This window comes from Paenibacillus arenilitoris, from assembly GCF_014705655.1.
Lineage (GTDB): Bacteria > Bacillota > Bacilli > Paenibacillales > Paenibacillaceae > Pristimantibacillus > Pristimantibacillus arenilitoris.
On record NZ_JACXIY010000002.1, the window covers coordinates 218,108 to 239,338 of the forward strand.

Consider the following 21,231-nt stretch of genomic DNA (forward strand, 5'->3'; position numbering starts at 1 on the left):
CGGTGAAGACCTTGAGAATAAACCAACGAATCATCCTGCCGTCCGTTGCCGTGCTGCTTGGCCTTGCGATGATCTTTCCGATCTACCTGCTCGTTATCAGCTCGCTGCGTACCGAAACGAACGTGTTCGATTTCAATCTATTGCCGACCGGCTTCGCGTTCGCCAATTTCGCGGATGCCTGGATCGGCTCGGGGCTGCCCCGCACGATCGTCAATTCGTTAATCGTATCCGGCACGGTTACCGTCGTCGCGATGATTTTCCATGCGATGTCGGGCTACGCGCTGGCCCGGTTCCGTTTTCCGGGCAAGACGGTCATGTTCGCATGGATGCTGAGCACGCTTATGGTGCCGTTCGCCGTCATTATGATCCCGCTGTACCTGATCACGAAAAATTTAGGGCTCGCGAATTCGTATGCCGGCCTTATTATTCCGTCTATATTTAACGCCTACGGCATTTTCCTGTTCCGCCAGTTTTACATGGACTTTCCGAAGGAGCTGGAGGAGGCGGGCTACATGGAGGGGCTCAGCCTGGCGGGGACGTTCTTCCGGCTCGCGCTTCCGCTGTCGGTTCCGATCGTCGTTCCGCTTACGATCGGCTTCTTCCTGACCAACTGGAACGCTTACATGTGGCCGCTGATCATTACGCAGGACGAGAACTTATGGGTCGTGCAGCAGAAGCTCGCGCATCTGGTAGGCGGAGGCTACTTCACGCCGTGGAACGTCGTGCTGGCGGCCGCCGTCATCGTCGCGATTCCGACCTTCGTCCTGTTCTTCGTCGCCCAGAAGTATTTGGTGGAAGGCATTAAGATGAGCGGGATCAAGTAGGGGATAAGTTATGAAAAAGCCGGCGCCGATGGACAATCGGCGCCGGCTTATTTTATAGGAGGAGAGCCCGCCGTCAGCTCTTCTTCCGGTAGAAGGACGGAGGAACCTTCTCCACCTTTCGGAAGGCGCGGCTGAACGCGTAGATGCTTTGGAAGCCGAGCTTCTCCGCAATATGGGACAAAGGCAGATTCGTAAATTGGATCATCTGCTTCGCCTTCTCGAGCCGGATCGCCACATGGTATTGAATCGGCGTCATGCCGTACGCTTCCTTGAACAGGCGGCATAAATAATATTTGCTGAGGTTCGCGAGATCGGACAGCTCGTCCAGCGTAATCTCGTGATCCGTATGGTGGCTCAAGTAGTTTTTGACGCGGTCCAGCTGCTCCCACTTGGACAGCAGATGCGCGTTGTTCTGCCAATGGATTTCCCGAAGCAGCTGAATCCACAGCTGGATGAACAGTCCCTTGGCCGCGATGTCGTGATACGGAAATTTCCGTTCCAGCTCGAAAATAATGTCGAAGATGAGCTTCTCGATGACAATCGGCCGGTTCAGCCGGATATGGTTCGGAAGCGGCAAATCCATGAACGGCGTAACGTCTTCGCGAAACGCTCCCCGCTCCTGTTCGCTCATCGCCTTCAGCGGCTTATACGACACTTTGACCGACGGGCTGTCCGGCTGGTAGAACAGATCGAAGTGGATATGCGGCTGGTGAAGCCGCTTGTTGTTCATCAGCTCGATCGAGTGCGCCTGCATCGGCTTGAACAGAAAGATATCCCCCGGAATGCCGTAATAAACCTGATCCTCGACCGTGACTTTAATGTCGCCTTCCTTCACGTACAGCAGCTCGTAATCGAAGATGACCCTCTCCGAAATGATGAACGGCGGATCGATGATGCTGTCCCAGGCGACGCGAACGTAAGGCGAAAGTGCGTTCATGTTCATGGCTTTCCCTCCTGCCTTCATTATAATATAAGCGCTTTCCAATGAGGAGATATTTTGAGCAATTTGGGTTAAAAAGTTGGACAGGAGCGAGCTGTCATTCCCGTATCTTTTTATTTAGAATCTTAACTGAGCCGAGAAATTTGTCGAACGAAGCTCAATGAAGGATAGCAATATAGCGCTTACAATCGAAAGGAGAACACTATGACGGCTTTTAATGGATTAAACATGGGCATGGGGAGCCTGCCGCTGTTGTCGAACGCGGTCACCCGGTCGATCAGCGCCGAAAATTTTACCGGCGAGAAGGGCAAAGCGGCGATGGCGACGGAAGGTACGGGGGCGCAAGCCGGCCGCGAGCTTGGGCAGGGCTGGAAAATATCGCCTTCCGTTATCCTTCCGAAGGGCGGCACGTTCACGCTCGCGGACATCGCGGGCCCGGGCGCCATTCAGCATATTTGGATGACCACGTTTCCGACGAACTGGCGCAACCTGATTCTCCGTTTTTATTGGGACGACGAGGAGGCGCCTTCGGTCGAGGTGCCGTTCGGCGATTTCTTCTGCAACGGCTGGTGCGAGCGGACGAACGTCAACTCGATGCCGGTGGCGGTCAATCCGGCTGGCGGCATGAACAGCTACTGGCTCATGCCGTTCCGGGGGCGCGCGAAGCTGACGATCGAGAATCGGGCGTCCGAAGACGTCGTGCTCTACTATCAGATCGACTACACGTTGACGGACGTCCCGGAAGACGCCGCCTACTTCCATGCGCAGTGGAACCGCAGCAATCCGGTGAAATACAAGGACGTGCATACGATTGTGGACGGCGTTAGAGGAAAAGGACATTACGTCGGCACCTATTTGGCTTGGCAGGTCAACAACTCGGGCTGGTGGGGCGAAGGCGAGCTGAAATTCTTTATGGACGGCGACAAGGAATTTCCGACGATTTGCGGCACGGGAACGGAAGATTATTTCGGCGGGGCGTGGAACTTCGAGCAGCCGAAGGGCGAATATTGCGCGTTCTCGACGCCGTTCCTCGGGCTGCCGCAGGTGCTTAAGCCGGACGGCTTGTACCGGAGCCAGACGCGCTTCGGGATGTACAGATGGCATATTATGGACCCGATCCGGTTCGAAGAGGATTTGAAGGTGACGGTCCAAGCGCTCGGCTGGCGGTCGGAGGGACGTTATTTGCCGCAGCAGGACGATATCGCCTCCGTCGCTTACTGGTACCAGGCGGAGCCGCACGCGACGTTCCGGCCGCTGCCGGACAAAGATGACTTGGAAGTTATTTAACGGCAACAAGATTGAAGGAGGATACAAAAAAATGGGAGTATTTGAAAAAAAGAAAAGCGTATGGATGCTGCTTAGCGTAGGTCTTGTCGCCGGCTTGCTGGCCGGCTGCGCCGGCGGCGGAGGCGGAGGGAATGCGGAGAACGGCGGAGATGCGTCGAACGCGGCCGGTTCCAATTCCGAAGCAAGCGATGCTCCGGCGGGTACGGACGAGAAGGTGACGATCAAGTTCTCCGGCTGGGGGGAGCCCAACGAGAAGAAGCTGTACGAGGACCTGATCAAAAACTTCGAAAGCCAAAATCCGAATATTAAAGTGCAGTACATTCATATACCGGCCGACTACGCGGGCAAAATGAACACCGTCCTCGCGGGCGGCAACGCGCCCGACGTCTTCTACGCCGGTGACGGCGACGTCGCGCGCTGGATCAAGCTCGGCGTCATCAAAAACATTCAGCAGCAGGTGGACGAGTCCGGCTTCGACATGAGCGACATGTACGAATCGGCCGTCGACCGGTACCGTTACGACGGCATGAAGATGGGCACGGGCGATCTGTATGCGCTTCCGATGGACGTCGCGGGAACGGTGCTCTACTACAACAAGAAGCTGTTCGACGAGGCTGGCGTTCCGTATCCGAGCGCCGAGACGCCGATGACGTTCGACGAGCTGGTCGAGGTCGGCAAGAAGCTGACCAAAGACTCAAACGGCGACGGCAAGCCGGATCAATACGGCATGGGGCCGGCTTGGTGGGAAGGCTTCGTCTGGGGCAATGGCGGCAAAATTCTGAGCGACGACCGGACGCAGTTCGTACTGAACGAGGACAAGGCGGTCGAGGCGCTTCAATTCGCGGCCGATATGCGCAACGTGCATAAGATCAGCCCCGACGCCCGCGCGCTGCAGGCGATGAACGACGGGCAAATGTTCGAGACGGGCAAGCTCGCAATGATGATCGGCGGCAGATGGTCCGTTCCCGTATTCCGCAACCTGAAGTTCGATTGGGACGTCGCGCCGATTCCGGCCAACGGCGCTTGGAGCGGCTGGAGCGCATCGACCGGTTACTCGGTGTACGCGAAGACGAAATATCCGGACCAAGCGTTTAAATTCGCGGCTTACCTCGCCGGCGAGGAAGCAAACCGGATCCGCAGCGAGCAGGGCCTCACGATGCCCGTGTACAAATCGATGGCGAACTCGGACGTCTTCCTGACGCCGGGCACGAAGCCGGAGAACGCGCAAGTATTTCTGAAAGCGGTCGAAACGGAGCAGGCGGGACCTTGGACGTACGTGCCGAACAACAAATGGTGGGATATTATCAATCAAAATCTGGGGCAGATGTGGGAAGGCAAAACGACGGCCAAAGATCTGATGGAGAAAATCAAGCCCGACGTCGAGAAGGCGCTCCGCGAAGGAAATCCGGAATTGTTTCAATAATGGAGGAAGGGGGAGGGCACGCCCCTCTCCCTCTTCAAGAAAGAGGGGAGCAGCATGGCCCACAGCCACAGCACGAACATAGCGGCCGCACGCGCGGGTCGCCGCTTCAAGAAGGATTACTTCTGGGCTTATTTGTTTATTTCGGCGCCGATTATCGGCTTCATGATCTTCGGCTTCATTCCGATCTGTTATTCGGTCTATATCAGCTTCACCAAGTTCGACGGCTTCTCGTCGCCGGAGCTGAACGGGCTCGACAACTATCGGCTCCTGTTCGAGGATCCGTTAATGAGGAAGACGACGGCGAACACGTTCTACGCCGCGCTCGGCATTCCGATCGGAATGGCGATCTCGCTCGGCATCGCCATCGCGTTGAATCAAAAAATCGCGGGCATCCATTTTTTTCGGACCGCGTTCTTCCTGCCCGCGATCAGCTCCGTCGTCGCGCTCACCCTGCTCTGGAAGTGGGTGTTCAACTCGGACTTCGGCATCTTGAATCAGCTTCTGGGCTACGTCGGCATAACCGGACCGGCCTGGCTGAACGAAGAGGCATGGGCGATGCCGGCGATGATCATCCAGGGGGTATGGGGCGGACTCGGCTTCAATATGGTGCTCTACCTGGCCGCGCTGCAAGGCGTGCCGTCAACCCTGTACGAAGCGGCGGAAATCGACGGCGCGGGCGTTATGCAGAAGTTCCGGTTTATTACGATACCGGGCATTTCACCGACGACGTTTTTCATCGTGGTGACGTCGATCATCGGCGCGCTGCAGGACTTCGTCCGGTTCCGGATCATGACCGGCGGCGGTCCGAATTTCTCGACGATGACCGTCGTTTATTACTTGTTCGAGAACGCGTTCCGCTACATGAACATGGGCTTCGCCTCCGCGATGGCTTGGGTGCTCGGCATCGTCATCATTGCTGCTTAATTTCTATCTGTCCAGGCGCTGGGTGCATTACGAATAAGGAGGGTCATCATGGCTGCCGATACGGTTAAGCCGGTGCCTAGAAGGCATAAGAACGGCGATTATTTCAAAAAAACGATAGCCTATTTATTTCTGGTTTGCGGCGCGATCGTCATGGCGGTCCCGTTTCTGTGGATGCTGTCGACATCGCTTAAGGAGCCTGGAGTCGTGTTCGAGATGCCTCCGGAATGGATTCCCGAGACGATCATATGGGACAACTACAAGCTTGTCGTGACCGAATCCAACCTGCTTGGCGGCTTCCTGAACACGCTTGCGGTTACGCTGCCTCCCACGATCGTGGGGCTGTTCGCGAGCGCGATCGCGGCGTACGCCTTTGCAAGAATGCAGTTTCCGGGCAAAAACGCTTTTTTTATGGCGCTGCTCGCCACGATGATGATTCCAGGGGTCGTCCTCATGGTTCCGTCCTTCATTTTGTACAAATATTTGGGATGGATCGACAGCTGGAAGCCGCTTATCATCCCGGGAATGTTCGGCGCGGCCGGAACCGTCTTCTTCCTGAGGCAATTTTTCAAGACGATTCCAAGCGAGCTGGAGGATGCGGCCAAGATCGACGGCTTGTCGCCGTTCGGCATTTTCGTCCGCATCATGCTGCCGCTCTCGAAGCCGGCGCTGGCTACCCAGGCGATCTTCGGCTTTCTCGGCGGCTATAACGATTATATGGGACCGCTTATTTACTTGAATTCTCCCGAGAAATATACGCTTCAGCTCGTCCTGGCGACGTTCCAGGACAATTACAATGCCGAATGGACCTTGATCATGGCCGGCTCGGTGCTTGCGCTTATCCCGACGATCGTATTGTTCTTCTTCGCGCAGAAGTACTTCGTCGAAGGCATTACGATGACCGGAATGAAGGGCTGATCGAAGGAGGGATACGCGATGCTTAACGTAACGAGAACAAAAAGGCGGTATATCGCCGCAGCAGGCTTCATCCTGCTGGCCGCGGCAACGGCGTTGCTGCTTTACGCCTGGAATAGGCCCGAAGACGTGCCGGCTTCTACCTATACGAATCCCGTATTCGAGCCGGTGCTGGCCGATCCCGCCGTACTGCGCGGGGACGACGGCTACGTATACGCGTACGGCACGGAAGACGACTGGGGGGACGGAGAAGGCTCGCGCATCGTGCCTGTCATCCGTTCGAAGGATATGACGGAATGGGAATATATCGGCGAAGCCTTCGAGGAGAAGCCTGCCTGGAAGGACGGCGGCGTATGGGCGCCGGACGTCGTCAATTATAACGGTAACTATTATATGTATTACACGATGTCCGTCTGGGGCGATCAAAACCCGGGCATCGGGCTCGCGATCGCCGACTCTCCGGCAGGACCGTTCGTGGACCAGGGGAAGCTGTTCGTCAGCGAGGATATGAATGCCTATTCGATCGACGCCGCCTTCTTCCTCGACGAAGGCACGCCTTATTTGTTCTTCGGGGGCATTACGTCGGGCATATTCGGCGTGCAGCTGTCCGAGGACGGCCGCTCCATCGTCGGAGACAAGTTCCAAATCTCGGGGGTAGGCTACGAGGCGCCTTACATCATCAAGCGCGGCGGCTACTATTACTTCTTCGGCTCCGCAGGCGCCTGCTGCGAAGGTGCGGACAGCACCTACCGCGTCGGAGTCGCCCGGGCGGAATCGATCAAGGGGCCGTATTTGAACAAGGCGGGCACCGACATCAATTATGCGGACGGCGACACGATACTCGGCGGCTATTTCCCCGCGGACGAGACGCAGCCGTTCGTCGGTCCGGGCCACAATTCGGTCATTATCGACGACAACGGCGACGATTGGATCGTCTACCACGCGGTGGACGCGGGCTATCCGAAATTCGGCCATGGGGCGACGAGGCGTCCGCTTATGATCGATAAGCTCATTTGGGACGAGGGCTGGCCATCGGTCGAAGGAGCGGTGCCCGGCACGGGGGAGAAGGAAGGACCGGCGTTCGCCCGCGGGCGGTAGCATCCGCCGAGCGGGCTTGATGCCATAGGGCAAAGGAGGAAGACGACATGCAGAAGCAGGCTGGCAGCCGGAAGGCGGCATGGATATGGATCGCGGTCGTGGCGGCCGTTGGCGCCGTGCTTGCAAGCAATAGCGCCCCCGAGCCGAATGCGGCGCCCGAGCCATACGGGCTTGAGGCGATGAGCCGGTTCGACCGGCTCCCTTATTTGACGCCGCATACGCTCGCCGGCGGCGCGTCCAGCTACGACCGGAGCGAAGGGAATTACGACGGGTTCGGGGAAAGCAACTTCCTCTACCAGGACGAGCATGGCGATAAGGTGATGCTCGACGCGAAAGGGCCGGGGACGGTGTACCGGATGTGGTTCACCGGATTTAATCCGATCGAGGCGACGATCAAAATTTATTTCGACGGAGAGACGGAGCCCCGCGTCGATATGATGCTGATGGATTTGCTCGCGGGGACGAACGAGCCGTTCCTCTCCCCGCTGGTCGTGAACGATTCGGCGTCAAGCGGCGGCTTCGTCAGCTATTTGCCGCTTCCGTATGCGGAGTCGATCAAAGTGACGACGAACGGAGCGGGCGAAAGCTTCTTCTATAATTTCGGGTATCATACGTTCTCCCCGGATACCGAGGTCGCCAGCTGGGACGGTACGGAAGACAGCGCGGCCGTGCGCGGCATATGGAGCGGCGCGGGTACGAACCCCGTAAACGAAGAAGGTACCGAATTGAGCGCGGGCACGGCCGATTTGGCTGCCGGCTCAGCGCAAACGCTGCTGGAGCTGGAAGGTCCGCGCGAAATGACTTCGCTGAAGCTGAGCATACCGGGCGTAACGCCGCTCTCGGGCGATAACGGTGCGCTGAACGATGTGAGACTGCGTCTGTATTGGGACGGGGAGGCGGAGCCGTCCGTCGACGCGCCGCTCGGCGCCTTCTTCGCAATGGGGCAGTTCGGGCCGTACGGCACGCGGTCGCTGCCGGCCGGAATGGACGATTCCGGCGTCATGTATGCCTACTTCCCGATGCCGTTCGAGCGCTCCGCGAGAGTGGAGCTGGCGAACGAAGGCGCCGAGGCGGCCCGAGGGATCGCGTACGAAATTCGTCACCGGGCGTTTGCCGGATCGTTCGATCGGATCGGCTATTTCAAAACCCGATTCTCGGAATGGCAGGCGGAGGCGTACGACAACAAGGATTTGGTTGCGCTCGATGTAGAGGGAGCCGGGAAGTTCATTGGCGTCGTGCAATCGCTGCGTTCCGAGCTGAACCAAGGCCCGGTAGACCGCTGGCATTTGGAAGGCGACGAGAAAATATTCGTCGACGGGAGCTTAAGCCCGGCGGTGCACGGCACGGGGACGGAGGACTTCTACAACGGAGGCTGGTATTTCAACAGAGGGTTGTTCACGCAGCCGCTGGCCGGCTATACCGCGTTCCAAATTTCGGACAACTTCGATTCCACGACGATGTACCGGTTCATGACCCATGACGCGATCCCGTTCCGGAGCAGAATTCAGGTGAGGCTCGAGCATGGCGGCTTCAATGACGTGACTGAGCAGGTATGGCTGCTGGCTTACTATTATCATCGCCCCGAAAGCCAAATGGTCGAAACCGATATGCTCGATGTCGGCAACGAAGAGAGCGAGCTCGGCCATGGCTACGAGCTTGAGCGGCTTTATTGGGAAGGCAGCAGCATTCATCCGTATGAAGGCGCGGAGGGCGGCGAGCTGATTACGGATAACGGGCGCGCGCATACCGGCTACAGCGCCTTCGAGCTCAAGCTCGATCCCGATAATGACGGGGCGGTGCTGCGCCGCAGGTTCGATCAGACGGTGGAAAATCAATCGGCCGACGTGTACGTCGACGGCAAGCTCGTCGGAACCTGGTACCGTGCCGGCAGCAACGGCTCGCACAGCTGGCGAGACGACGATTTCCTCATTCCGCCGGCATACACGGAAGGAAAGAGCGCCATCCGGATTAAAATCGCGTACAAAGATACCGCTGTCGCGTGGAATGAATACCGCTATACGATTTTTTCGCTCTTGCCGCAGCGCGAATAGAGGTGGACTTCCGCCCAAAGTTTGGTAAGATAGCGTTAAGGCCTCTACCGAGAGGTCTTTTCTGTTTAAGGGCGTACGCGGACTCGCGGATTCGCCTGAACAAAAAGTCGTGAGGAGGAAGTTGGAATGAACAAATCGAGCGTCAATCCGCTGCGCGATCGGAGCATGCCTATGGGAGGTGAAATTTACTATGAGCCATAGCATTCATAGCTCCGCTTTGCGCGAGCGGCTTGTCCGTCAGCTCATCGTACTGGGCGAAGAGAAGCAGTCGTTTCTCGACGCTTATTTTCCCATGCACGGCAAAGAGCGCATCCAAACCCATCGGTTCATTACGCAATACGTTTCTTTTACGGAAGATCGGCTATCCGCCTCGAACGAGGAGCTGGAAGCTTCCGTATTCGTAGGGTGCGAGGTCACGATCGATTATTTGGAGTACCGGACGACGGATACGTTCGAGATCGTATTCCCGCATGAGGCCGAACCGGACCGGAATCGGATATCGTTTCTATCTCCGGTCGGCATGCAGCTGCTGATGGGCCATAGGGACGAGGTGATTCCCGTAGCCATTCCGTCCGGCGAGATGAGAGTCAGAATTTCCCGCATCGGCTATCCTAACGAGGAGTCGTAGGACGCACCGATTAACAAATGTCCCGTATAAAAGCGACCGGGCCTTGTTCAAGCGGAACAAACCGGTCGCTTTTTCCTGAATTATTTTAATACAGTTGACTGACTTAAAACATTGTAATATGATTGTATGAAATAAAGGAGGGGATGCCTTTGCCGAAGATCGTTGACCATGAAGAACGCAAGCGATTAATCGCGGACGCTACGATCCGGGCCATTAAGCATGTCGGGCTGGAGAAAACGACGGTTCGCAAAATCGCCGACGAGGCCGGCTTGTCGGTGGGGACCGTCCAATATTATTTCCCTGCCCAGCAAGATTTATATATTTATGCCATGGAATTAATCACGCACCGGATAGAAGACCGAATTCGAAAAGCGGTTCGGGAGCGGCTGCCGATCGAGCAGCGGGCCGTCAATATTATGAAGCAGCTCATTTCCTACGAAGGCGAGAACGAGCGGATGGAAGGAGAAGCGTGGCTCGAATTTACGGTCATGGCGCTGCGGGATCCCGCGCTTGAGGCGCTCAGCACCAAGCTCTTCCAGGTGACGAGGGAGCTGCTGGCGAGCATGCTAGACGCGCTGCGTAAGAGCGGCTATCTGGGCGCCTGCCTTGATGAAGAGCTGGAGGCGATTAGCATCCATTCCTTCATTGACGGGATCACGCTGCAAGCGAACGTTTATCCGAAGGCGTTCGACGATACGAAGGTGGAGAAGCTTCTAACGAATTATTTGGACAACTTGAAGAGGAGGAGCGGAACATGACCGCGGTAGCGAAACAAAAGAAAAAAACGATCAGCAAAAATCAGGCTTGGGCCTGCGTACTGATTGCGGGATTGCTCGAAATCGTATGGGCAACGGGCTTCAAATACGAGGAGGTGCCGTCCATCGTCGTGTTAATCGCGATTTTGGTCAGCTTCGATTTGATTATCCGGGCGACGAAGGTGCTGCCCGTCGGGACGACCTACGCGGTATTCGCGGGGATCGGCACCGTCGGCACGGTTATCGTCGAAGCCGTATTCTCGAACGGGGGAATCAGTTTCATTAAAATCGGACTCGTCCTCTTGCTGCTGCTGTGCATTATCGGACTAAAGCTGTCCGGCGGGAAGGAGGCGCACTAATGGCTTGGTTATTTCTTATTGCCGCAGGCTTATGCGAGGTCATTGGGGTAATCGGCATCAAACGGGTTGCCGTCAATAACAATTGGACCAACAACCTTATTTTATTCGGCGGCTTCATTGTCAGCTTTCAGCTGCTGATGCAGGCGCTTGAGACGATATCGCTCTCGACCGGCTATGCGGTATGGACCGGAATCGGGACGGTTGGCGCCGCTTTGGTCGGCATGCTGTTCTTCAAGGAATCCCGCAACCCGGTACGGATGCTGTGCATACTCGGCGTTATCGGCTGCGTCATCGGCCTCAAGCTGGTCGAATAGCCGCGACCGCGGTCAAACGCGCGGCAAAGCTTCGATGAAGGCGCGCAGCGCGCTGCTGGCATACGAGTCTTTGCGCGTAATGAACGCCGTCTTCATCCGGTTCATGGAAGCCGGCAGGTCATGGGCGCGAAGCGAGGTTTCCGCGGGTTGCTTCTGCACGACGATTCGCGGCATCAAGGAAATGCCGAGCCCGGCGGAGACGCCGCCGATAATGGCTTCCAGCGTTCCGAATTCCATATTGACCGGGTAGGTGACGCCGCTTTCGTGCAGCCATTTCTCGAGAACGACCCGGTAAGAGCAGCCCATGCCGTAAACGAGAATGGGCTTCGCCGCCGCTTCCTCCAAATCCTTGATGGCCGCGGAGGATACGACGACGAGCTCTTCATCAAAGACCGGGAAGGATTGCAGCTCGGGATGGACGCATTCGCAGCCGATAAAGGCTCCGTCCAGTTCGAATCTCGTGAATGGGTAAGGGAGGCAGAAGCCGTCCGACTCATTTTCCCGTTGACATTCGCTCCCTATGGCGCTACTATTAGTTTGAATTCAAACAAAATGGAGGAGGAAGCGCATTGCGGAAGAGGGATTGCGGACCTGGCCGTTTTCCTTGGGAGATGGAGGAGTCCAACACGCTGATGATCAAGCTTGTGGAACGGACGCTTCGGCGCGAGGTGGAGACCGCCTTAAGGCCGCTCGGGCTTACCCCGCAGCAATCGCAGTCGCTCCATATGCTCGCCATGTCTCCCGGCGCGACGAACGCCGATCTCGAGCGGGCCCTCTTTATTGATAAATCAAGCGTCACGAGCCTGATCAACGGCATGGTCAAGCGGGGGTGGGCCGTTCGCCGGGAGCTTGCGGAGGATGCGAGAGTGAAGCGGATTTATTTGACGGACACCGGGATGGCCCTGTACGAGGCTGCCTCGGAAGCCGTCAAGAAGGCGAAGGAGGGCGCTAACGATCGGTTGACCGCGGAAGAGTCGCTGCAGCTCCGATCGCTGCTCAAAAAAATTCTCGCCGCCTACGAGCAACCATAATGGCGTATCGGCGATTATTTTTCGGACACTTAGTTGGAATTCAAACTATTCAATTGCGTAAAGGAAGGTGCTTTACTTATGGAGACGGAAACGATTCGAAATAACGGCGACAAGCTGATGCGCGTATTGGCGTTCACCCTCGTCTTCTCCGTCATGAACGCCACGATGTTCAATGTCGTCATGCCGGTCATCGGCAAGGAATTCGCCATTTCGCCGTCGCAGGTCAGCTGGCTCCTAACCGGCTATATGATCGTCTATGCGGTCGGCTCCGTCACTTACGGCAAGCTGGCCGACAAATACCGCCTGAAGGATTTGATCACGTTCGGATTGCTATTCTTCGCGCTCGGCTCCGTCGTCGGACTAATCGCAACGCAGTACTGGATGATCGTCCTCGGCCGGATTTTGCAGGCAACCGGAGCGGCGGTTATACCGGCTACCGCTATGCTCGTGCCGGTCCGTTATTTCGCGCCGGAGAAGAGAGGCAGGGCGCTTGGCGTGATGGCGTCGGGCCTTGCGCTGGGGACGGCGATCGCGCCGATCGTATCGGGTCTTATTACCGGCTTCGCCAGCTGGCGGTTTTTGTTTCTGCTGTCGGTCTTGCCGCTGCTCGCGCTGCCGTTCTTCCGCAAATATTTGAACGACGAACGCGGCGGCGCTCAGAAGATCGACTATCTTGGCGGCGTCTTGCTCGGCGGCTCGGTCGCGCTCCTGCTGCTGTCGATTTCCCTCGGCCGCTGGCTGCTGGCGATTGCCGGACTTGCAGCGATGATTCTGTTCGTTATTCGAATCCGGACGGCGGCGGAGCCGTTCGTTCAGCCGAAGCTGTTCCGCAACAAGAAATATTCCCTCGGCTTGTTCATTACGTTCCTCGCGACGGCGATGAGCTTCGGCATGCCTTTCCTGACGCCGCAATTTCTGTCCGGCCTTAACGGGCTGTCGCCTGCCGTCATCGGGCTGGTCATGTTCCCGGCGGCCATCACCTCGGCGCTTCTGGGCAGAAGAGGGGGCAAGCTGGCGGACGAGAAGGGCAATTCCTTTCTTACTTATGCAGCCGTGTCGCTCAGCTTTATCTGCTTTGTGCTTCTATCCGTATTCGTAGGCGCGTCGCCGTACTTGATCCTGTTCATGCTCATCTTCGGCAACATCGGTCAGACGTTCATTCAAATCGCGCTGTCGAACACGATTTCGACGACGCTGGCGAAGGATCAGACCGGCGTCGGCATGGGGCTGATGTCGCTGCTCAACTTTATTTCCGGCGCGATGGCGACCAGCATTATCGGGAAGCTGCTGGACGCGGGCGATTCGACGATTCAGCTGAACCCGCTCGCTCTCTACGAAGGCGCCGGGATCTACAGCGACATCTTCTTCGCGCTCGCTTTGCTGGCGGCCGCAATCGCCGCCTTGTATTTCTTCTCCTTCAGCCGGATTGGCCGATCGGCGAAGCAGCGTGCGAATGAGCCGGCTTCCGCAGCGAAGTAGGCAGACTGTGCGATTGACAGGAGTCGTTCCCATAAGATCATGAAGCAGCTTGAGCGTTAGCTCCATATCGTATTTTTGGCTAGCCGGAACGTTCTGGTTGGCCTTTTTTATGTTCGTTATGCGATGGCGGCGGGCGGTAATCTGGAGGACGGGTTGGTCTAAGGAGTTAAATCCAGGCCATATCGCTGATATCCCTTGAAATCTGGTGATGCTACTTTCAAAAAATGAAACGAAATTGAGCTTAATCGTTTTCCATTATGAAATAGATTCATTATTTGAGATTATAACGTGCATTTCGATCTATTCCTTCGATTTTAGCTGCTTTTGTTTCAAAATTTGAAACTAATTCGCGTACTCCCTCCCTAACTCGCTTTTTTATTTCAGTTTCTGAAATAAAATCCCGCCTAAAGCGATCATGGAACAGTTGACTACTTGGAAACGGCGGAAAATGGTCTCAAGCGGCGGCCCTGTGACAAATCAGATCTAAAAGTTAGATCTGATGCGCAAAATTGAGCTCGTTTAGGCGAATCAGGTCTAGAAATTAGACCTGGTGGCTCGACTACAGTTACACGTGTCATGAAAGACAGATTACGTTCCGAATGGCGAAGAAAATAACAGTTGTTTTAGTACTAAAGTTATTGTATCATCTTAAAATAGGTAGGCAACCTAACTATTCGCTCGTTGTAGTTTCGCTGCTGACTGGACATAATATTTTTTGAAGTTAGGAGTGCGGAGACCTTGGAGGATCTAACACACAAAAAGAAAGTCACGATCATGGTCGCCCTGATGGCCGCGATGTTCTTCGCCGCCATCAACCAGACGATCGTCAGCACGGCGATGCCGCGCATTATCGCCATGCTTGGGGGCATCGAATATTATACGTGGGTCATTACGATTTATATGCTGACGTCGACCATCGCGACCGTGCTGGTCGGCAAGCTGTCGGATATTTACGGACGCAAGCCGTTCCTTCTCTTCGGTATCGTATTGTTTATTATCGGCGCGTTTCTTAGCGGCACGTCTACGACCATCTTTCAAATGATTACGTACCGCGGCATACAAGGCCTCGGCGGAGGCATACTGATGTCCGCCACGGTCACGGCGGTAGGCGACTTGTTCGCCCCGAGGGAGAGAGCGAAGTGGACCGGCATCATGATGGCCATCTTCGGCTTCTCGAGCGTCATCGGACCGACGCTCGGCGGCTTTATGGTCGATCATATCGCCTGGCATTGGGTATTCTGGATCTTCCTGCCGCTCGGCGTCATCGCCTTTGCGATGATCTGGTCGATGTTCCCGAAAACGCAGCGCAAGGCGGCCGAGAAAATCGACTATGCGGGTTCGCTGTTCCTGACCTTGATGCTTATTTCACTGCTTCTCGGCTTCTCGTGGGCGGGCACGAAGTACGATTGGGGATCCCCGCAAATTATCGGATTGCTGGCCGCCGCGGTCGTATTTCTCATCGTTCTGCTCTTGATCGAGCGCCGCGCCGCCAGTCCGGTGCTACCGCTGTCGATGTTCAAAAACAGCATCGTGACGGTTTCCAATACGGTCGGCTTCCTGATGAATGCCGGGATGATGGGCGCGATGATGTACCTGCCGTTCTTCACCCAAGGGGTGCTCGGCATTTCGCCTACGAATTCGGGCTTCGTGAATATGCCGATGTCGATCGCGATGATCGTGCTGAGCACGCTCTCCGGCCGCTGGATTTCCAAATCGGGCAAGTACAAGCGATTCGCGGTGGCCGGCATGCCGTTCATGGTGGCCGGTATGCTGCTGATGGCGTTCATGGACAACGTCTACGTCGCCATCGCGAGCATGATCGTATTCGGCGTCGGGCTCGGCATATCGATGCCGGTCTTCACGCTTACGGTGCAAAATGCGGTCAAACCGACCGAGCTCGGCGTTGCGACGGCAACGGCGACGCTGTTCCGCAACCTCGGGGGCACAATCGGCATCGCGGTGCTGGGCACGATTATGAACTCGGGCATGTCTAGCAAGCTGGAGGCTGCCGTCAAGTCGGGCGAGGGACCGGATTTGTCGCAGCTCGACCCCGAGACGGCGACGCAATTGTCCAGCTTTCTGAACCCGCAAATGCTGCTTGACCAGCCGAAGCTGAAGGAGCTGCACGCGACGCTTCCCGAACAGCTGCAGCCGCTCTTTACCCATATTATCGAAATGGTGCGCTCGGTGCTCAGCGATTCGCTTACGGTCGTCTTTTTGTCCGGCATGTCGCTGCTCGTCGTCGCGTTCGTCCTGGTCATGTTCCTGAAGGAAATTCCATTGCGGAGCGCAAGCGACAAGAAAGCCCCCGCGGAAAGCGGAGCCGAGACCGATCCATTAAAAAAAGAGCCTGCTCTTAGTTAATCGCCAAAAGCCGCTCTTTCCCGCGAAGGATTTCGTCCGGTCGGCAGCGACCGGCGAAATCCTGTTCGTATTTATTGCCGTTCGATCAGATCGGCGCTCCGTTCAAGGAACCGGAAGACGTCGTTCAATAACCCGACGAGCGCGTCGCTCCTCTCCTTGCCCAGGTGATCGATCATGCCCATGAACAGGTCTCGGTACCGCTCGGCCGCCTTCTGCGCGAGCTGATCGCCCCGTTCGGTCAGCCTGACCTCCGATATCCGCCGGTCCTTCGGGATGGACGACCGCTCCACGTACCCGGAGGCAATGAGGCTGTTCACCATCTGCGTAACGGTCGGAGAGGTGACCTGCAGCGCCTTGCTGATTTCCGAGACGGTCATGGCGGAGCCGCTCCGGTCGCTGCCCGTCTTCATGCCGACAAGGACGCGCAATTCGCTGGCCTTGAGCCCCCACATCGTTTTTTTGCGCCAGTCGGCTCTCGCGAATTTTTGAAACACGTCCATTAATTCGCCGACATTTTCGTATTTATCCGCACTCAATTGCTTCACCTCGGCGAATGCTTTTTTTCACGAATGAATTAACGCCATTATAGTTTTCATCCGGTGGCTTAGTCAACCAAGCCTTCCCGAAACGAGGTGCACGATGAACGACTACGAGGAATGGAAGGAAATATACCCTCTGCTCAAGGGAGCCTATAAAAGGCTGAAGGCGGAATGGAGCGGCGGATCAGGCGACTGCTTCTCGCCGAATCAGAGCCGGATGCTGTACGAGCTGAGCCGGCAAAGCCCGATGAAATCGACGGATTTGGCCGAGAAGCTGATGATCACCGCGGGCGCGGTCACGTTCATGACGGACAAGCTGTCCGATATGGGGCTCGTGCGCAGGAAGCGAGGCGAGGAGGACCGGCGCGTCGTTTACCTCGAAATTACCGAAGAAGGAAAGCAAGCTTACCTGGACACGTTCAGAAATAACGAAGAAGCCGCTATTCGCTATATCGGCAGCCGGATCTCGAAGGAGGATATCCGGCATCTGAAGCGCATCGCCGCGCTGCTGACGGACGAGGCAGGCAGCAAAACGTCGTAACGCATAAATGCCGGAAGGGGCGCCGTTCGCAAATGGCCATAAACAATCAGATGCAAGTCATGAAGCAAATGAAGCAAGAGCTGACCCGGTTCATGATGCTCTACAAGTTCGCGCTGCAAGAGCTGGAGACGAAGATCGAAATTTTGCAGGAGGAATTTCAATTATTGCACGACTATAACCCGATCGAGCATACCGCCTCCCGTTTGAAGTCGCCGCAAAGCATCGCGGAGAAGCTCTTTAGGAAGCAGCACGAGCTGTCGTTGACCAGTATTAAGCAAAACATTAAGGACATCGCGGGCCTCCGCATTACCTGCTCGTTCGTTTCGGACATTTACCGCATCAGCGACATGCTGACGGGCCAAAGCGACTTGCGGACGCTTGAGGTGAAGGATTATATCAAGGAACCGAAGCCGAACGGCTATCAAAGCCTGCATCTGCTGGTCGAGGTTCCGGTATTCATGTCCGACCGGACGGAGCATGTGTGCGTAGAGGTGCAGATCCGGACGATCGCCATGGATTTCTGGGCAAGCCTGGAGCACAAAATTTTTTATAAATACAAGAAGGAAGTTCCTCTCCATCTGCTTCGGGAGCTCAAGGAGGCGGCGGATTCCGCTTCGGCGCTGGACCGCAAGATGGAGCGGCTGCAGAAGGAGATCGAAGCGATCAAGGAGGAGCAGGAGGACGAGGGCGGCGACGAGCTTGTGGGGCTGCTGCTCCGGCAGCAAAACCTGTCCCTTCCGCCGGCGCTCCTAGGCTTATTCGAAGACGACCGTCAAAAATAATAGTGTTGAACCGCCTCTTCGAGGCATACAGTGGAATTAGCGCTATTTCACGAAGCGGAGCTGTATGTTTCCTGAAAGGTGGCGATAGGCCGTGGTCATATCAACCGTTCGCGAATTCTTCGAGGTTTTCGGGCTGCCGATTTCCATGAGCCTAATCGGCGGGTTAATCGGCCATTTCGTGAAAAACGGCATTGTCGAACTGCCGAAGCTGGTCATAGAATACGACGAGGAAGGCCTCGCTCTGTCTCCGAACCGGTTCTACAAATTCATGCAGCGGATTTATTTCTTCCTAGTCTTTATGATCGGATTCCGGAATCACCGCAATGCGAAGAAAAAAATTTTTTTCGATCTCGGCTTCCTCGGCGACCTTCTGATCGCGATCGGAACGGGCATTCTCGCCAAAACCGCGCTATCGATGGCGAATACGACCGACAGCTTCGCCGTCGTGAGCAGCTCGCTGCTCGCGGGATACGCGGGCCTGTCCTATTTGAAAGGGAAACAAAACAAGGAGCTTGCCGAGCTCGTTCCCGAGGAAATGGAGACGCAAAATCCGCGAACGCCGTCCGATCCTTAAGCAATTTTGGCCGCGAGGCGCGTATAATAATGCATTATAGTGAAGGAGGGTGGAGCGCGTGGGGAAAAAGACGGTTAAGGTTACGCCCCAAGAAATGCAGGAGCTGAAAAAATTAGCCGAGATAGTCAAAAACCCTCACCTTCCGATGTCGGACCGCCGCATAGCCAAAACGCAGTACGAGTCCATTATCAATTACGCCAAAAACAACAACCGCGGTTTTATTACGTCGGTATAGCGGATACGCGCAAGGTGCCTTCAAGGAGAACGTTCCTTGAAGTTTTTTTTGTTTGGCTATAAAATTTTGGATGAACCTACAGGCGAGGATGGGCCGTAAATGCGCAAACAATTGACTTATGAAGCGGTGTACGAGGAAATTAAGCGGCGGATCCGCGCAGGCGTATGGAAGCCGGGCGACCGTCTGCCGACGCTGGAGGAGCTGACGAGCGAGCTGAACGTCGGCATTTCGTCCGTCAGGGAAGCGGTGCGCATCCTGCATAAGCAGAAAATATTGCTCGTCGAGCAGGGCAGGGGCACGTACGTCAGAGAAGAACTGCCGGCCAGGGAAGTCGTGGACGAGCATCTCCATTTCCTCGAGCAGGCGTCCTGGCTGCAGCTGGCCGAAGCCCGGCTCGTCATCGAACCGGAGCTGGCGGCGCTGGCCGCCGATAAGGCGACGACGGCCGAGGCCGACGAGATCGTGCGAACGGCGAAGCGGATGCAGAAGAAGCAGCAGGCCGGCGAGGATTTTCTGAAGGAGGACCTCTCGTTCCACCGGCTAATCGCGAAGGCTTCGCATAACGAGGTGTTGGTGAACATGATCCGGGTCATCAGCGACCAGCTTGTGGACAGCCGCAGGCTGACGATGGCGCTGCCGGGCATGGACGAGAAGGCGGCCTCGTTCCACGCCTTGATCGCGGGAGCGGTCGCCTCCCGCAACCCGCAGCAGGCAAGGGAGCTGATGCGGCTGCACATTCAGGATATGATCCGCGAGCTGACCGGCGCCGTGGACGGGGAAGCATCGGAGGAGAGGAAGGACCGCTGACGCGAATGGCGTGGGCGGCCTTTCTTTTTTTATGCCCAAGCTTGCCGGCTTGCCGGCGCGGGATCGAAAAAAAATGACCGGCGACTTATTTATCCTCACTTAATCATATGATATATTTGATATAAATCGTTATTCATCATATGAATTTTGGAGGGATTTGAATTATGAAGATTCAGAAGCTGGAGCTGTTCAAGGTTGCGCCGAGATGGCTGTTTCTCAAAATAACGGCGGATGACGGAACGGTCGGCTGGGGAGAGCCAGTCGTCGAAGGGCGCGCGGACACGGTTGCGGCCGCGGTGCAGGAGCTGAGCGAATATTTGATCGGCAAGGAAGCCGGCAATATCGAGGACTTGTGGCAGGTGCTGTACCGCGGCGGCTTCTATCGCGGCGGACCGATTCTGACGAGCGCCATATCCGGCATCGAGCAGGCGCTGTGGGACTTGAAGGGAAAGCGGTACGGCGTTCCCGTATACGAGCTGCTCGGCGGCGCGGTGCGGGAGAAGGTGAAGGTGTATGCGTGGATCGGCGGCGATCGTCCGGCCGATACCGCCGCCGCCGCAAGGAGGCAGCTGGAGGCCGGCTATAAAGCCGTCAAGATGAACGGCACGGAGGAGCTCGACTGGATCGATTCGCACAAGAAGATCGAGCAGGCGGTCGAGCGCATCGCGGCCATTCGCGAGGAGGTCGGCGGCGAGCTCGAGATCGGCATCGATTTCCACGGGCGCGTGCACAAAGGGATGGCGAAGGCGCTCGTGAAGGAGCTGGAGCCATACAAACCGATGTTCATCGAGGAGCCCGTACTGGCGGAGAACAACGAAGCGTTGGCCGAAATCGCGCGGATGACCTCGATTCCGATCGCGACCGGGGAGCGGATGTATACCCGCTGGGGCTTCAAGCAGCTGCTCGCCTCCGGCTGGGCGGATATCATTCAGCCGGATCTCAGCCATGCAGGCGGAATTTGGGAGACGCGCAAAATCGCCGCGATGGCCGAAGCGTTCGACGTCGCCGTCGCTCCGCACTGCCCGCTCGGACCGATCGCGCTGGCGGCGTCGCTCCAGCTTGATTTCTGCACGCCGAACGCCTTCATCCAAGAGCAAAGTCTCGGCATCCATTACAACCAAGGCTCCGACCTGCTCGATTATTTGATCGATCCGGCCGTATTCCAGTACGAGGACGGCTACGTGGCGAAGCTGCGCAAGCCGGGTCTCGGCATCGACATCAACGAGGAGAAGGTGCGCGAGATGTCCGCGATCGGCCACAACTGGCGCAATCCCGTATGGCGGAACGCGGACGGCAGCATTGCGGAGTGGTAGACCGCGAGGAATAGCAGGAGGGCTGTCCCGCCGGGTTATGGACCCGGCCTT

Annotated in this window: 22 protein-coding genes and 1 pseudogene; 20 read left to right on the plus strand and 3 right to left on the minus strand. The window is 56.5% G+C overall.

Annotated elements, in window-relative coordinates; all coding sequences use genetic code 11:
- Positions 1 to 11 precede the first annotated feature (11 nt).
- Positions 12 to 824 (plus strand): carbohydrate ABC transporter permease, encoded by an 813-nt coding sequence (locus IDH41_RS02345; protein WP_190857923.1) that lies wholly within the window; start codon positions 12 to 14, stop codon positions 822 to 824.
- Between the two features lie 73 nt (positions 825 to 897).
- On the opposite strand, the gene IDH41_RS02350 is transcribed toward IDH41_RS02345, so the two are convergent.
- On the minus strand, positions 898 to 1,767 hold the full coding sequence (locus IDH41_RS02350; RefSeq protein ID WP_190857924.1) for an AraC family transcriptional regulator: 870 nt from the start codon (positions 1,765 to 1,767) through the stop codon (positions 898 to 900).
- Between the two features lie 201 nt (positions 1,768 to 1,968).
- On the opposite strand from IDH41_RS02350, the gene IDH41_RS02355 reads away from it, so the two are divergent.
- The 10 genes from IDH41_RS02355 to IDH41_RS02400 all read left to right on the plus strand — a co-directional run bounded on the left by IDH41_RS02355 (position 1,969) and on the right by IDH41_RS02400 (position 11,515).
- On the plus strand, positions 1,969 to 3,051 hold the full coding sequence (locus IDH41_RS02355; protein ID WP_190857926.1) for a glycoside hydrolase family 172 protein: 1,083 nt from the start codon (positions 1,969 to 1,971) through the stop codon (positions 3,049 to 3,051).
- A 31-nt stretch (positions 3,052 to 3,082) separates the two neighbouring features.
- Positions 3,083 to 4,474, plus strand: a complete 1,392-nt coding sequence (locus IDH41_RS02360; RefSeq protein ID WP_190857928.1) for an ABC transporter substrate-binding protein — start codon at positions 3,083 to 3,085, stop codon at positions 4,472 to 4,474.
- Positions 4,475 to 4,528: 54 nt separating this feature from the next.
- Complete coding sequence (locus tag IDH41_RS02365; RefSeq protein WP_223829378.1) at positions 4,529 to 5,398, plus strand: carbohydrate ABC transporter permease; 870 nt, start codon at positions 4,529 to 4,531, stop codon at positions 5,396 to 5,398.
- 48 nt (positions 5,399 to 5,446) lie between these two features.
- Positions 5,447 to 6,313, plus strand: a complete 867-nt coding sequence (locus IDH41_RS02370) for a carbohydrate ABC transporter permease (protein ID WP_190857930.1) — start codon at positions 5,447 to 5,449, stop codon at positions 6,311 to 6,313.
- A gap of 18 nt (positions 6,314 to 6,331) precedes the next feature.
- Positions 6,332 to 7,408, plus strand: coding sequence for a family 43 glycosylhydrolase (locus IDH41_RS02375; RefSeq protein ID WP_190857932.1), 1,077 nt, complete (start codon positions 6,332 to 6,334; stop codon positions 7,406 to 7,408).
- Between the two features lie 47 nt (positions 7,409 to 7,455).
- Positions 7,456 to 9,459 carry a glycoside hydrolase family 172 protein gene (locus IDH41_RS02380; RefSeq protein ID WP_190857934.1) on the plus strand — a complete coding sequence of 668 codons (2,004 nt, stop codon included), beginning with the start codon at positions 7,456 to 7,458 and terminating at the stop codon, positions 9,457 to 9,459.
- A 190-nt stretch (positions 9,460 to 9,649) separates the two neighbouring features.
- Complete coding sequence (locus IDH41_RS02385; RefSeq protein WP_190857935.1) at positions 9,650 to 10,087, plus strand: GreA/GreB family elongation factor; 438 nt, start codon at positions 9,650 to 9,652, stop codon at positions 10,085 to 10,087.
- Positions 10,088 to 10,236: 149 nt separating this feature from the next.
- A complete protein-coding gene (locus IDH41_RS02390) occupies positions 10,237 to 10,845 on the plus strand; it encodes a TetR/AcrR family transcriptional regulator (RefSeq protein WP_190857937.1) in 609 nt (202 codons plus the stop codon).
- The gene (locus IDH41_RS02395) at positions 10,842 to 11,201 is read left to right on the plus strand and encodes a DMT family transporter (RefSeq protein ID WP_190857939.1); all 360 of its coding nucleotides are present in this window, start codon (positions 10,842 to 10,844) and stop codon (positions 11,199 to 11,201) included. The genes IDH41_RS02390 and IDH41_RS02395 overlap by 4 nt, the downstream gene beginning before the upstream one ends.
- On the plus strand, positions 11,201 to 11,515 hold the full coding sequence (locus IDH41_RS02400) for a DMT family transporter (protein WP_190857941.1): 315 nt from the start codon (positions 11,201 to 11,203) through the stop codon (positions 11,513 to 11,515). Before IDH41_RS02395 ends, IDH41_RS02400 begins: the two co-directional genes overlap by 1 nt.
- A 12-nt stretch (positions 11,516 to 11,527) precedes the next feature.
- Here IDH41_RS02400 and IDH41_RS02405 read toward each other — a convergent pair.
- Positions 11,528 to 11,974 (minus strand): annotated as a pseudogene (locus IDH41_RS02405) (LysR substrate-binding domain-containing protein); the annotation flags it as partial.
- A 110-nt stretch (positions 11,975 to 12,084) separates the two neighbouring features.
- On the opposite strand from IDH41_RS02405, the gene IDH41_RS02410 reads away from it, so the two are divergent.
- From IDH41_RS02410 to IDH41_RS02420, 3 genes are all read left to right on the plus strand, one after another.
- The gene (locus IDH41_RS02410; RefSeq protein WP_223829379.1) at positions 12,085 to 12,546 is read left to right on the plus strand and encodes a MarR family winged helix-turn-helix transcriptional regulator; all 462 of its coding nucleotides are present in this window, start codon (positions 12,085 to 12,087) and stop codon (positions 12,544 to 12,546) included.
- A gap of 78 nt (positions 12,547 to 12,624) precedes the next feature.
- A complete protein-coding gene (locus IDH41_RS02415; protein WP_190857942.1) occupies positions 12,625 to 14,025 on the plus strand; it encodes an MFS transporter in 1,401 nt (466 codons plus the stop codon).
- A gap of 738 nt (positions 14,026 to 14,763) precedes the next feature.
- Complete coding sequence (locus tag IDH41_RS02420; protein WP_190857944.1) at positions 14,764 to 16,389, plus strand: MDR family MFS transporter; 1,626 nt, start codon at positions 14,764 to 14,766, stop codon at positions 16,387 to 16,389.
- Between the two features lie 71 nt (positions 16,390 to 16,460).
- Here the strand turns inward: IDH41_RS02420 and IDH41_RS02425 are convergent, their stop codons facing one another.
- Complete coding sequence (locus IDH41_RS02425) at positions 16,461 to 16,925, minus strand: MarR family winged helix-turn-helix transcriptional regulator (protein ID WP_190857945.1); 465 nt, start codon at positions 16,923 to 16,925, stop codon at positions 16,461 to 16,463.
- Between the two features lie 103 nt (positions 16,926 to 17,028).
- Between IDH41_RS02425 and IDH41_RS02430 the strand changes: the two genes are divergently transcribed.
- From IDH41_RS02430 to dgoD, 6 genes are all read left to right on the plus strand, one after another.
- Positions 17,029 to 17,469: a MarR family winged helix-turn-helix transcriptional regulator gene (locus tag IDH41_RS02430; protein ID WP_190857947.1), complete on the plus strand. Its 441-nt coding sequence runs from the start codon at positions 17,029 to 17,031 to the stop codon at positions 17,467 to 17,469.
- Between the two features lie 32 nt (positions 17,470 to 17,501).
- Positions 17,502 to 18,251 carry a GTP pyrophosphokinase gene (locus IDH41_RS02435; protein ID WP_190857949.1) on the plus strand — a complete coding sequence of 250 codons (750 nt, stop codon included), beginning with the start codon at positions 17,502 to 17,504 and terminating at the stop codon, positions 18,249 to 18,251.
- A 91-nt stretch (positions 18,252 to 18,342) separates the two neighbouring features.
- Complete coding sequence (locus IDH41_RS02440) at positions 18,343 to 18,825, plus strand: hypothetical protein (protein WP_190857951.1); 483 nt, start codon at positions 18,343 to 18,345, stop codon at positions 18,823 to 18,825.
- A 58-nt stretch (positions 18,826 to 18,883) separates the two neighbouring features.
- Positions 18,884 to 19,060 (plus strand): hypothetical protein, encoded by a 177-nt coding sequence (locus IDH41_RS02445; protein WP_190857952.1) that lies wholly within the window; start codon positions 18,884 to 18,886, stop codon positions 19,058 to 19,060.
- A 99-nt stretch (positions 19,061 to 19,159) separates the two neighbouring features.
- On the plus strand, positions 19,160 to 19,867 hold the full coding sequence (locus IDH41_RS02450) for a FadR/GntR family transcriptional regulator (protein ID WP_190857954.1): 708 nt from the start codon (positions 19,160 to 19,162) through the stop codon (positions 19,865 to 19,867).
- Positions 19,868 to 20,031: 164 nt separating this feature from the next.
- Positions 20,032 to 21,180, plus strand: coding sequence for a galactonate dehydratase (dgoD, locus tag IDH41_RS02455; RefSeq protein WP_190857956.1), 1,149 nt, complete (start codon positions 20,032 to 20,034; stop codon positions 21,178 to 21,180).
- Positions 21,181 to 21,231: the final 51 nt, after the last annotated feature.